Annotated in this window: 10 protein-coding genes and 3 pseudogenes; 5 read left to right on the top strand and 8 right to left on the bottom strand. The window is 70.2% G+C overall.

Annotated elements, in window-relative coordinates:
• Window positions 1–26: 26 nt before the first annotated feature.
• From PKF00_RS45295 to kilB, 4 genes and pseudogenes are all read left to right on the top strand, one after another.
• Window positions 27–164: pseudogene (locus PKF00_RS45295) on the top strand (hypothetical protein); the annotation flags it as partial.
• Window positions 165–172: 8 nt separating this feature from the next.
• Window positions 173–373 (top strand): annotated as a pseudogene (locus PKF00_RS45290) (ADP-ribosylglycohydrolase family protein); the annotation flags it as partial.
• Window positions 346–663 carry an ADP-ribosylglycohydrolase family protein gene (locus tag PKF00_RS44620; protein WP_369011156.1) on the top strand — a complete coding sequence of 106 codons (318 nt, stop codon included), beginning with the start codon at window positions 346–348 and terminating at the stop codon, window positions 661–663. The pseudogene PKF00_RS45290 and the gene PKF00_RS44620, both read left to right, overlap by 28 nt.
• Before the next feature lie 82 nt (window positions 664–745).
• Window positions 746–1219, top strand: a complete 474-nt coding sequence (gene kilB / locus PKF00_RS05455; RefSeq protein WP_498073059.1) for a plasmid transfer protein KilB — start codon at window positions 746–748, stop codon at window positions 1217–1219.
• 63 nt (window positions 1220–1282) lie between these two features.
• On the opposite strand, the gene PKF00_RS05450 is transcribed toward kilB, so the two are convergent.
• From PKF00_RS05450 to PKF00_RS05415, 8 genes and pseudogenes are all read right to left on the bottom strand, one after another.
• Window positions 1283–1864 (bottom strand): Rv3654c family TadE-like protein, encoded by a 582-nt coding sequence (locus PKF00_RS05450; protein WP_271216356.1) that lies wholly within the window; start codon window positions 1862–1864, stop codon window positions 1283–1285.
• A gap of 226 nt (window positions 1865–2090) precedes the next feature.
• Window positions 2091–2423, bottom strand: a complete 333-nt coding sequence (locus PKF00_RS05445; RefSeq protein WP_271216220.1) for a TadE family type IV pilus minor pilin — start codon at window positions 2421–2423, stop codon at window positions 2091–2093.
• Between the two features lie 44 nt (window positions 2424–2467).
• Window positions 2468–2704: a DUF4244 domain-containing protein gene (locus PKF00_RS05440; RefSeq protein ID WP_271216219.1), complete on the bottom strand. Its 237-nt coding sequence runs from the start codon at window positions 2702–2704 to the stop codon at window positions 2468–2470.
• A gap of 157 nt (window positions 2705–2861) precedes the next feature.
• Window positions 2862–3566, bottom strand: coding sequence for a type II secretion system F family protein (locus PKF00_RS05435; RefSeq protein ID WP_271216218.1), 705 nt, complete (start codon window positions 3564–3566; stop codon window positions 2862–2864).
• Window positions 3567–4350: 784 nt separating this feature from the next.
• Window positions 4351–5046, bottom strand: a complete 696-nt coding sequence (locus PKF00_RS05430; RefSeq protein ID WP_271216217.1) for a type II secretion system F family protein — start codon at window positions 5044–5046, stop codon at window positions 4351–4353.
• A 320-nt stretch (window positions 5047–5366) separates the two neighbouring features.
• Window positions 5367–6530 (bottom strand): annotated as a pseudogene (locus PKF00_RS05425) (TadA family conjugal transfer-associated ATPase); the annotation flags it as partial.
• The gene (ssd, locus tag PKF00_RS05420; RefSeq protein ID WP_271216216.1) at window positions 6527–7573 is read right to left on the bottom strand and encodes a septum site-determining protein Ssd; all 1047 of its coding nucleotides are present in this window, start codon (window positions 7571–7573) and stop codon (window positions 6527–6529) included. The pseudogene PKF00_RS05425 and the gene ssd, both read right to left, overlap by 4 nt.
• Window positions 7574–9231: 1658 nt before the next feature.
• Window positions 9232–10005 carry a Fic family protein gene (locus PKF00_RS05415; RefSeq protein ID WP_271216215.1) on the bottom strand — a complete coding sequence of 258 codons (774 nt, stop codon included), beginning with the start codon at window positions 10003–10005 and terminating at the stop codon, window positions 9232–9234.
• A 639-nt stretch (window positions 10006–10644) separates the two neighbouring features.
• Here PKF00_RS05415 and acs point away from each other — a divergent pair.
• A complete protein-coding gene (gene acs / locus PKF00_RS05410) occupies window positions 10645–12630 on the top strand; it encodes an acetate--CoA ligase (protein WP_271216214.1) in 1986 nt (661 codons plus the stop codon).
• The last annotated feature ends 84 nt before the right edge of the window (window positions 12631–12714 follow it).

Genomic DNA, 12714 nt, shown 5'->3' with positions numbered 1-12714 from the left:
CCCGCCCCTGACAAGAGGCCACCGACGACACACAGATGGCCGCGCACCTGGCCGAGTCGCTGCTGGAGCAGGAAGGACTGGACCTGCCGGACGTCTTCTCCCGTTTCCAGCGATGGGCGGCCTGTGAGCCCAGGACATCGGGCTGCAGACCGAGGATGTCCTGACCAACGGCATGCCCTGGGACCGCGCCGTTGCCGTCCACTTCCAGAGCACCCGTCGCGCCGCCGGAAACGGCTCGCTGATGAGGACCACCACTTCGGCGGTGTATTTCGCGCATCAGGGGCAGGACGCCACCATGAACGCCGCTCGCCGCATCGCCGCGCTCACCCACGGCGATCCCGCCGCCTGGGAGGGAACCGCGATCTTCCACGACCTGCTGCGTGTGGCGCTGGAGGGCGGCGATCCCCTCGCTGCTCTTCCGGACACTCTCACCCGCGTCGGCCCAATCACCGTGAGAGGTACGCCACTGTCCTCGCACCGCGACAGCATCCCGACCACGCCACCCAGTTCAACAGCGCCGTCTGGCCCTGCCTCGGCTCAGCCGTCTGGGCTCCGTGCACCACCTCCGGCTACGAGGACGCGATACGCGCCGCGATCGACCTGGGCGGCGACACCGACACCGTCGCCGCGGTCACAGGCGGCCTTGCTCCCTCAACTCCTTGAGAGCCCAGCAGAGCATCAGAACCAGCACGGAGCAGGAATGGGCACCCTTGGGCCCAGACGTCGAATGTGATCCCCTTTGCGGGTGAGCGCTGTCCTTGGAAGCCTGATCGCCGTTCTCGGGACCCTTCTGGGGTCCTTCAGCACCTACCTGTTCCAGCGACAGACCGCCGTGCGGGCTGAGGCGATCGCACGCGAGGAGCGGCTGCGCCAGGAACGTCTGGCCGCCTACAGCGAGTTCGCCGCCGCGGTGACCGACCTCAAGCGCGCTGTCGTCACCGTGTGGCTCCGGCGCTCGGATCCCGCCGAACTCACCCAGGCGCGCGTCGAGGCCGATCGCCTGGGCGCCCTGGCCGAAACCGCGCGTTTCCGGCTGCATCTGGTGTCAGGTCGGCCCGAGCCGCTCGCCGACGCCGCATTCGCGCACATGGACGCCCTACGCGATGCGGTCGACCAAACCGAGCTCAGGACCCGCGAAGCGGAGTTCGAAGCAGCGGTGTCGGCGTTCGTCACGGCCGCCGCGAAGCGCCTCGCCGTCCCTCAGCGCACCACGCCGTAGCCCGGTCAGGGCCCGCCTCATCCCGACGACACCGACTGACGTCACCAGCACCATGGGCGGTTCTCACCTTCTCCGACCATGTGAACGAGTCTCCGACCATGTGAACGAGGCGGTCTCATCGACGGCGTCGGCGATGTGGACCGGACCCGCACGAGCGGCGGTCGTGATCACCCGACCGCCCAGGACGGGCAGCGAGAACCGTACCGTGACCTGAACGTCGGCGATGCCGTAACCATCGACGGAGCACCGCACAAGCCTCGCACCGTTGCTCGTAGCCAGTAAGGACGCCTTCCCGCACCCACGCTCCGGGTCGGCGAAGGCCAGACGAGCGGCGGTGAGCGCGCTCAGGTCGGCTGCGCTCCGGGCTCGGTGGCGGGCGACCCTGGCTGTCCCGGCGAACACGATCGCGGTTGCCACAATGAAGATCAGCGTCATGAGCCCGACCACCCAGATCGTCGCCGCCCCTCGGTCTCCCTTCCCCGCCTGTCCCCCACTCCCCGCCTGTCTCCCTCTCCTCCCTTCCCCGCCCGTCTCTCCGCTCTCCGCCCGTCTCTCCGCTCCCCGCCCATCTCTCCGCTCCCCGCCCGTCTCTCCGCTTGTCTCCTCTCGCCCCTCTTCCCCGTTTGTCTCCCCCGCCTCCCCCACTTGTCTCCTCCCACCTGCCGCTTCTCCCCTGCCTGCCCCTGCTGCTTCTCTCCTGCTGCCTGCCCACCCCCAGCTTCTGCCCTCCAGTCCACTCCAGGCTTCTCCTCTGCCCGCTCCTGTCCGTCGCTGATCTCTCCTGACGGCGTCCCACTTCACCGCTCCCCACCCGACTTCTCCCCTGGCCACTCCTCTTCGTCGCTGATCTCTCCCGACCGCGGTCACCGCTTCACCGCTCCCCACCGGGCTCGGTGGCGGAGACGGCGGTCGCGTGGACGGTGACGCCTGGCAGGGAGGAACCCCAGCCAGGCGCGACGCTGGCGAACACCTCCACCCGGGTGACCTCCGCGCCCCGGGTCACGGTCACCCGCGCCCCCGGCGGGGCGGCGGCCAGGACGCCACCCCGCACGCGCTCCAACGGCTCCCCCCTCGACGCGGCTCGGGCACCCGCGCGAGCCGCGTCCACACACTCGAGCTGGGCCCCGACCACCGCCACCGCCCACAGTGCCGCGGCCAGGACCACGATGAGGGCAGGCAGTGCGACAGCGGTCTCCGCTGTCACCGATCCTCTTGATCGGCAAGGGGTGCAGCCGGGCCCCATGACGGTCATCCGGCGACGCTGAGCGCCCGGTTGATCAGACCTGTGATCAACTGCTGGACCTCGGGACTCGTCACCACCTTGAAAAGAAGCGCCGCGAAAGCACAGGCGGCGATCGTGCCAACGGCGTATTCGGCGGTTGACATGCCCCGGTCGCGCCCCTGAGCCGTGGTCAGCAACGCCCAACGGACGCGCAACCAGCGCGATCGAGCAGGCCGGTCGCAGCCAGCGATCGATGAAGCCATCTTTTTCCTCCTGAAGTGATGGGCGGGTCCGACACCCGGCACCGGTCAGGCCAGCTTTCTCGATGGGGACGGGAGCGCGGGGACACGAACAGCGCTCTGTGGATAACAGAGAGCAGTCGGCGAGAGCCTGTGGATAACCCGGAGAGCTGTGAGCACCTCAGGGAAGCAGCACGTCACCGGCGAGACTCGCCACAACGGGGATGATGCCGAGGCAGACGAAAGCAGGCAGGAAGCACAGCCCCAGCGGAGCGACAACCTGCACGCCGACCCGTCGGGCAGCCGCGGAGGACGCGGCACGGGCGGCCTGGCGGGAGTCGTCGGACAGTCTGGTGAGAACGTCGGCCACGGGAGCGCCGCTGAGCGCGGCGCGGCTCATGGTGCGGGCCAGCGGAGCCAAAGGACGCTCGACCGCCAGCGCCTGCCAGGCGTCTTCTGGCGCGGCCCCCAGCCTCAGCTGTCCGCTCACCCAGGCCAGCCGGTCACCGAGTGGCCCCCCGATCGCCCCGACCGTGACGTCGACGGCACCGGTGATCGGCTGCCCCGCACGCAGACAGGCCACCATGAGGTCGGCCGCCAGCGGCAGATCGGCCGCCACACGATCACGTTCCCGACGAAGGTGGGGCGGCTCACGCATCCGGACGACCCTCAGCGCGCCCACGAAGCCGACCGCACCCGCGACGGCCCCGGGAACGGCGCCGACAACGAGGAAAGCGGTCAGTCCGATGAGCCCGCAGAACATCACCTCCTCCCGGCTCAGCCGTCGTTTCCCTATGGGCTCGTGGGCCGCCCCCACCCCTCCGAGCTCACCGGCCGCCCGCGGCGACGGCGAGAAGAAGCGAGCTCGCGTCGCGGACCGCGCCACCCCTGCCCCCACTCCTGCTGTCCCCGTAGGAAAGGACCTGGGCGTGGAGGGCCGAGGCGAAGGCTGCCGAAGGGAAGGCGGTGACCGCACGGCTCTGCCGATTCGGTCGGCGGGATCACGCGATGGCGTCCACAGCCACCCGGCGAGTCCGGCGAACACCACGGCCAACAAAACGATCACCTGCGGATCTCCTCACGATCTCGCGTCATGGGCTTCACACCGACAGCACGAGCTCCAGCTGCGTCACAGACATCGCCCGCGCCTCACAAACCACCCCACGGCCTCACGGACCGCACCCCCGCACACAGGCCGCACCCCGACGTCACGAACCGCGCCAGCAGGGATCTCGCAATCCCCAGCAGAGAAGAACCCGGCTCTCACCGACCTCACAGACCTCACTTCACATCACAGACCACGCCCCGGCGTCACGAAGCTCACCCCCGCATCACAGGCCCCACCCCGGCCCCTGAACCTCACCCCCACGTCACAAACCACACCGGCAAGGACCTCACCCCAGCAGAGAAGAACCCGGTTTCTGTACGGCTGACGCCCTTGGATCGGGACGCCATCGGGCGACGGCTGTCCTGAGCCGGCTCGGTGCAATCGAACGGCCTCCCAGGCCGTAGGGGCCTCCGAGGCCGCAGGTCACAGGGGCCGGTTCCGGGCGCTGCCGATCACCCAGTGCCGGTCGTCCACTGCCGATCACTCACTGCCAGTCGTCCACTACCCGTCGTCCACTGACGGTCGACGTGGACGAGGCACAGGGCAGTGAACGAGACACAGGTCAGGCGTGCCGCACGCGGGTGACAAGGCGATGCGTCCACCACAAGCCGCACCCGTCGAGGGCGAGACCGGCGGCGAGGCACCCCAGGCCCGCCGGACCGCCGAGCAGGAAGCCCAGCGGACTCATGCCCAGCCCCGCCGCCATCAGCAGAGCGAGTGCGGGCAGGAACGCCAGTAGACGGGCTGTCGCACGAGGGCCCGCGAGCTGGGCGGCGAGATCCTGACGGTGGGCCTGCGCCTCCCTGAGTGAGGCCGCGACGCGGTCCACCAGAACAGACAGAGCCGCGCCTGTGGTCAGGCTCACCCGCCAGCAGGCGGCCAGTTCCCGAAAGGCCTCGCCTCCTTTCTCCGGAGCCGCAGCCAGCAGGGCGGCGGGGATGTCACCGCCGTCTCTCGCCGCCGCGACCAGGGGACGGAGCGCCACCGAATCGGGGAAGTCCGCGACGGACACGGCTCGGGCCAGCGCCTCCCCCGCCGTCCGCCCGGCGGCCAACTCGGCCGCGAGCCCCTGGCACAGCTCGATCGAGGCCGCTTGCCAGGCGGCCACACGTTTCGAAGGCCGGGAACCGGCGGTGAACCTCGTGCGCAGCGAGCGCGATCGGTGTGAATGTGGATGACGGCGTTCCGCCCAGCGCAGACGAGCGGTCGCCGGATCGGGCCCGGTCCACAACCAGACCGCCACAGCGGTCAGAACCACGGCTGCCACTGTCATGACGGCGACTCATGGACGCCGACGGCAACGCCGTCCAGCAGTCGAGACGATCGGCGGAACGGCCGGTCGTCGTCCGGCTGCTCAAGATGACGCCGAGACCTGGCCACACCGTCCGACTGCTCGAGATGACGTCGGGACCTGGCCACATCGTCCGACTGCTCAGGATGACACCGAGACCTAGCCGCGTCATCCGACTGCTCAGGATGACGTCGGGACCTGGCCGCATCGTGCGGCCCGCGTGTCAGACTCCGCGGCGGGGAGGCGCCTGGAGCTTGGCGCCCTGACGAAGGGGAGATGCCCGGGGCTCGGGCGGCCAGGGCGGGAAAGCCTGGGCCGGTGGTCACCTGACCGTCCGAGGAGAAGGCGAGGGCGGGTTCGGCCTCGACCAGACCCGAGGGACGGCGGGTCATCATGCAGATCTCGGCCACTCGGCGACGTCCGTCGACATGATCGCGGACAAGGTGGACGACGACGTCCAGGGCGGCTGCGATCTGGCTGTGGACCGCCTCACGGCTGAGACCCGCGGCGCAGGCCAGGGCCTCCAGGCGGGAGGGCACGTCGGTCGCGGTGTTGGCGTGGAGGGTGCCGCAGCCCCCCTCGTGACCGGTGTTCAGAGCGGCGAGGAGGTCGACGACCTCGGCGCCCCGGACCTCGCCGACGGCCAGACGGTCGGGGCGCATGCGCAGGGCCTGGCGCACGAGGTCGCGCAGGCACACGCCACCGGCTCCTTCGAGGTTGGCGGGACGAGCCTCCAGGCGCACGACGTGTGGGTGCAGCGGTCTCAGCTCGGCCGAGTCCTCGACCAGCAGCAACCGGTCACCGGGATCGGCCAGGGACAGCAGGGCGGAGAGCAGGGTGGTCTTTCCCGTTCCCGTGCCGCCTGTGACGAGGAAGGCGAGTCGCGACTCGATCACGGCGGTGAGCACGGGGACTGTGTCGGCCCTGAGCGTGCCGGCCTGGACCAGGTCGGGAAGGGTGAAGGTGCGACGCGGCGGAAGTCTCAGGGACAGGCAGGTGCCGCCTGGCGCGACGGGTGGAAGGACAGCGTGAAGCCGCACGCCCCCGGCGAGCCTGGCGTCAACATAGGGGCACGCGTCGTCGAGGCGCCTGCCCGCCGCAGCCGCCAGACGCTGGGCGAGCCGCCGAACCGCCTCCTCTCCGGGAAAGACGACCGGCGTGCGGCGCAGCCCACGGCCGTCGTCAACCCACACCTCGCCAGGACCGTTCACAAGGACGTCGGTGACCTCGGCTTCGGCCAGGAGCGGCTCCAGAGGCCCGGCGCCGATCAGATCGGCGCACAGCACGCGGGCCACCGACAGGATCTCCGCGTCGCCGAGCACGGCGCGCTCCGCCCTGAGCGCGACCGCGACGTGCGCGGCGCTGGGCTCGACGCCGGCACGGGCCAGCCGTACCCGGACGGCCTCGACCAGCTCGGATGAGACCGCTGTGGTGGCGGAGGTCTGCTTCATGTCTCCGCCCCGAGGAACGATTGCAGGAACGACGCGCAGAAACGGCCGAGAGAGGTCCGTCCGCCGAGCGGAGGAAGGTCACCGCGGTTGAGGGCCGCGGCGAGCCTGGGCTGGTCAGGAAGGCTGCCCGCGTACGGCACGCGGAGCGAGGCCGTGACGACGTCGTCGTCCAGGACGCCGGCCCGCACGACGGCCCGCACCTCACCGGTGTGTTCGCGCAACCGGGCGAGCACCTGAGCCGCCGCGAGCACGCCGCGCACGTCGGCGGTGACGACCAGCAGGGTGGTCGTGGCCCTGGCGAGCGCCTCGGCGGCGGCGCTGTCGCAGTGACGGGGCAGGTCGACCACCACCAGATCGAAGCCACGCCCGCCCGCCTCGAGAACCGAGCGCATCGCCTCGGCGGGGATGGCCTCGACCTCGCCACGGTGGAAGGAGAGCATGGTGAGCTCCGCGAAGGTCGGCAAGGCCGCCTGAAGCGCGGTGAAGCTGATCCTGCCCTCGCGGGCGACAAGGTCGGACCAGCGTGCGCCGTCAGCCTCCTCCTGCCCGAGAAGCAGATCGAGGCCCCCGCCGAGAGGGTCCGCGTCGACGAGAAGGGTGCGCAGGCCCTGTCTGGAGGCGCTCAGCGCCAGTGAGACGGCCAGCACGCTGGCTCCGGCTCCGCCGCGCCCGCCTGCGACGCACACCACACGCCCCGCCCGCGACGCGGGCTCCACGACGTCGGCGAACTCGTCGACAAGCCGCCGCTCTCCCGAGGGGAGCTCCAGCACGGCCTGGGCGCCGACCGCGACGCACTTGCGCCACGTGTCGGGGTCGTCGGGTGTGCGGGTGACCAAGATGACCCGGTGTCTGGGCGGCGGCCCCGTGGCGGCCAGGGCGTCGGCCATGTCGCCGCCGACCACGACCAGGGGAGCTCGGCTCCAGTAAGGCCGGGCGTGCGCCGGAACGTGGGCGACGTCCAGCTCGGCTCCCGCGGCGGCGGCGACGCGGAGAAGGTCGTCGAGCAGATCATGATCTTCGGTGATGACCAGTGGGCGGTCCAAGAGTGCCTCCCTGAGGTGCGGGAGACCCACTTTCAGTGAGGAGCCGCCCTCACCGGGTTGCCGAACGCCGCTCTGTGGACAACCGAAGCATGCTCGGTGCCGCCTGTGGACATCCATCCAAGTGGAGCCGCCTGTGGACATCCAGACGGGAAGGGACGACAGCTCCCGAGGACGCAGAGACGCGGGGCAGCCCGTCTTCCTCAGCGGCGGAGTCGCCCCAAGGCGGAGGGGTTCAAGGCGGAGGGGTTCAAGGCGGAGGGGTTCAAGGTTCCTCGGAAGGGCTCAGGGCTCGCGGCGCGAAGAGGGTCGAGATCCAAGGCTCAGAGTGCGGAAGGGCTTGAGGCTCAGGGCCCGGGACTTGAAGGGGGCCGGGTTCGGAGCCCGGGGCTGAGAAGCCGAGGGAGCGAGGAAGCGGTAGGGGGGTGCCACTGGGGGCGGGGCCGCCGGGGGGACGGGCGGCGATGCGAAGGGGAGGAAGGCGTGGGCCGGAAAAGTGGCGACCCCCGCCGGGGGGGAGAGCGGGGGTCGCCAACCGGTCCGGCTCTGGGGAGGTAGAGCCGGACCCGTCTCAGAAATTGGACGGGCCGGTTCGGAGCCCGGGGCTGAGAGGCCGAGGAGCGAGGGAGGGGGACCGCTGGGGGCGGGGCGGGCCGCAGGGGTGGGCGGGCGGCGGCGCGAAGGCGTGGGCCGGAAAAGTGGCGACCCCCGCCGGGGGGGAGAGCGGGGGTCGCCAACCGGTCCGGCTCTGGGGGGGTAGAGCCGGTCCCGTTTCAGAAAAAAGCCTTCAAGAGTTAACCGGAGCACGGCAAGGACATTGCATGAACACCCCGTGCGCAGTCACCCCGGTTAGAGGAGATACCACCTCATGCTGCCCGATCCACTTGAGTTTCGTCGAGGAGCAATCTGTAATTTCCGCTAGTTTTTTTCAATGTAACGATCGCGCATACGCATGTCACCCAATCGGGCATGCCCCTAATGGGGCCGTTTTCGATCACACAGCGTGATCGAGGTCGGCGACCCGAGCCAGGGTGGTTGATCACCTTTCGGATGCAATGCGGCATATGAGACCCTTTGTCCACGAATGTCCCCCGATCTGTAAAGGACTTGGTTCCAGGGGTTCCCATCAGGCCGGATCCGTCGTACAAAGGGTGGACGGACCACTTGTCCGGGCACGACCGCCGGGTACCCACGTGCCGCCGAGCCGCGGGAGGCACGTTGAGGACGGGTTTCGACCCGTCCCGACGATTATCAGGTGCACGCTTGGTAACCCGGTGGCGCCGTGCTGGCGACGGCGCCCCATCCCAGGGGCGCCGTCCGCTGTGTATGGGCATGTCCGTAACCATCTCGAACGAACCGCCCCCGGGAGCTGCGCGGCCTCCGCGACGCCCATGTGTCCCGGGAACCGCCCACGGCCTCGGCGCCCCCTCGTGCCGAGGAAGCCCCGCCTGGTCCTCGCGGGCCGTACGGCCTCCGCGCGGGGACGCGTTCCACGGCCGGCCACGTCGCACGTCGGCGCCGGTCCACCACGTCGGCGCCGGTCCGCCGCCCACCTGGCCGACCGCGAGCCGCCCCGGCCCGGTCACCCCCGGAGACCCGCGGGGCTCATGTCGACAGCCCGGCGGGGCTCGTGTCCGACGGCCTCCGCCCGCTCTTCGCGATCAGCCGCGCTGCATGGCCTCGCAGATCGCCGTGGCCTCGCGCACGCCGAGGACGACCGCGGAGGCGCAGTGCCGTACCCACGTCGCCACCCCGTCAGGCGTCCCGGTCAGATAGGCCCTCAGGCTTTCGGCGTAGTCGGGCCCGAGTTCGAGGTGGCCCAGCTCGACGGCCGCCAGGGATTTCGGGTCCAGCCCGAACTCCACCAGTGTCAGCCGCTCCGCCGCCCTCGCGACCACCCCGTCCGCCGTTCCGAACGGTCGCAGTACGGCCAGCTCGGCGTGCGCGATGGCGGCGAGCACCAGTGTGGGCGCCTTGGAGGGGCTTGTGATCAGGTCGACCAGGCCGTCGACCCGCGCCACGGTCTCCTTGGGGCCGGGGGCGGGGCCGACGCCGAGCGGGTCCCGGGCCGTCTCCGAGGTCCGGGGGCGGCCGAGCTCGTCGGCCTGACCCGCGGCGGCCAGGGTGTGCAGCCTGGCCAGCACCTGTCGCGGAGCCGTACGCCAGGTCGCGCCGAGGCGTCCCAGCTCGGCGGAGACGCGCAGCGCGCCCTGGACGACGGGGTCGGTGGCCTGGGGAACGGCCTCAAGCGGAATGTCCACGCCCTCCAGTGCGGCGGACGCGCGAGCGCCGCGCAGTGCCGACCTGGCCGAGACCTCCGGGCTCTTGCGCCGCAGCACGCGATGGCCGTAGAGCCGGTCCACAGCCTTGCGCGCGTCGTCGACGGCCTGCGGCACTCCGGGCATTTCAGCGATGACAGCCAATGGGTCGCTCACGCTCCCCGACCATACCGGCCGGTCGAAAAGGCGCGGCACGACCCCTGGGAGACCGCTTCCAGCACCTCAGGGGCCAGGTGCGGCCCCCTGGTCGGGTGTCACGGCCAGGCGGGCGACACGACGCGGACGCGGGGCGGTGGCGGCCTCGTCCCCGGAAACCGGCCCGATCCCCGCGAACCGGTCAGATCTCTATAAACCGGCCAGATCTCCATGAACCGGCCCACCTCTCGTGAATCCGCCCGATCCCCGCGAGCCGGACCGCTCCCCGGACACCGGACGCCTCGCCCCCGGGGCGCGGCCCGCGGGGAGCCGTCACGAACACGCGTCGGGACTTACGGACAGACCACAAGTCCCCTCCCGCAATGCCTTCGAACCGCCCGCCGAAGGTGCGCCGAGGCTCTTCCGGGCACCGGACTAAAGCATCCGGAATAGCGTCCGCTACATTCTTACGGTGACAAAAGAGCAACGTTTCTGCAGCGGTTGTCATCCGGTGTTAAGGCACCTGTGAACCATATGATCCGCTATCACCGATTGGTACAGACCAGTCTAGACCTCTTGTGGCAGAGACCTCTGGCCTGGTGAAGTGGGACACGAACAGTAGACCAAGCAGTGCATACAGCAGTACATAAGGAGTGAGCAGTGGCCCCGGAGACCCCTGGTTCCGAGTCGCGTGAGACCCAGGAGACCCTGTCGAACCTGCTGCACGAGACTCGGCGGTTCGACCCTCCTGCCGACCTGGCCGCGGCCGCGAACGTGACCGCCGACGCCTACGCCGAAGCCCAGCAGGACCGCCTGGCGTTCTGGGAGAAGCAGGCTGACCGGCTGACCTGGTCGAAGCGTTGGGACACCACCCTGGAGTGGAACCCGCCCTTCGCCAAGTGGTTCGTCGGCGGAGAGCTGAACATCGCCTACAACTGTGTCGACCGCCATGTGGAGGCCGGGCGCGGTGACAAGGTCGCCTACCACTGGGAGGGCGAGCCCGAGGGCGACAGCCGTACCATCACCTATTCCGACCTGCAGCGCGAGGTCGCCAAGACGGCCAACGCGTTGCAGGAGCTGGGCGTCGGCAAGGGCGACCGGGTCGCCGTCTACCTGCCGATGATCCCCGAGCTGCCGATCACGATGCTCGCCTGCGCCCGCATCGGCGCGATCCACTCCGTGGTGTTCGGCGGGTTCTCCGCCAGCGCCCTCAGCGGCAGGATCAAGGACGCGGACGCCAAGGTCGTGGTCACCGCCGACGGCGGGTACCGGCGTGGGGCGCCCAGCGCGCTCAAGCCGACCGTGGACGAGGCGGTCAAGGAGTGCCCGGGCATCGAGCACGTCCTCGTCGTGCGGAGGACCGGTCAGGAGGTCGCCCAGACCGACAAGGACATCTGGTGGCACGACCTCGTCGAGCGTCAGGCCGAGACCCACGAGGCGCAGCCGCACGACGCCGAGCACCCGCTCTACATCCTCTACACCAGCGGCACGACCGGCAGGCCGAAGGGCATCCTGCACACCACCGGCGGCTACCTGACCCAGACGGCCTACACCCACCACGCGGTGTTCGACCTGAAGCCGGAGACCGACGTCTACTGGTGCACCGCCGACATCGGCTGGGTGACCGGTCACTCCTACATCGTGTACGGCCCGCTCGCCAACGGCGCGACCAGCGTCATCTACGAGGGCACCCCGGACACCCCGCACCGGGGCCGGTTCTGGGAGGTCGTGCAGAAGTACGGCGTCACGATCCTCTACACCGCGCCGACGGCCATCCGCACCTTCATGAAGTGGGGCGACGACATCCCCGCCAAGTACGACATGTCGTCCCTGCGCATCCTCGGCAGCGTCGGTGAGCCGATCAACCCCGAGGCGTACGTCTGGTACCGCGAGCACATCGGCGGCAACCGCACCCCGGTCGTGGACACCTGGTGGCAGACCGAGACCGGCGCCATCATGATCAGCCCGCTGCCCGGCGTGACGAGCGGCAAGCCCGGCGCGGCCATGCGGCCCCTGCCCGGCATCACCGCCGACGTGGTCGACGACCAGGGCAACAGCGTAGGCAACGGCGGAGGCGGCTACCTCGCGATCCGCGACCCGTGGCCCTCCATGCTCCGCACGATCTGGGGCGACGACCAGCGCTACATCGACACCTACTGGTCCCGCTTCGAGGGCATGTACTTCGCGGGCGACGGCGCCAAGAAGGACGAGGACGGCGACATCTGGCTGCTCGGCCGGGTGGACGACGTCATGCTCGTCTCCGGTCACAACATCTCGACCACCGAGGTCGAGTCGGCCCTGGTCTCCCACCCGAAGGTCGCCGAGGCGGCCGTGGTCGGCGCGACCGACCCGGTGACCGGCCAGGCGATCGTGTCGTTCGTGATCCTGCGCGGCAGCGCCGAGGAGAGCGAGGACATCGCGGCCGAGCTGCGCAACCACGTGGCCAAGACGCTGGGCCCGATCGCCAAGCCCCGCCAGATCCTGGTCGTGCCCGAGCTGCCGAAGACCCGCTCCGGCAAGATCATGCGGCGTCTGCTGCGTGACGTGGCGGAGAACCGCAGCGTCGGCGACGTCACCACGCTGGCCGACAGCACGGTGATGAACCTCATCTCCGAGAAGCTGCCCAGCGCCAAGAGCGAGGACTAGCCCCACAGCCGTCCAGGCTCGTCCACCGAACGCCCGGCCGCGAGAAGACAGACCAGAGAACACGGCCCACAAGGACACGGCCCA

It is taken from the genome of Streptosporangium carneum (genome assembly GCF_027922005.1).
GTDB lineage: Bacteria > Actinomycetota > Actinomycetes > Streptosporangiales > Streptosporangiaceae > Streptosporangium > Streptosporangium carneum.
This window is presented reverse-complemented; position numbering and strand designations above follow the sequence as displayed.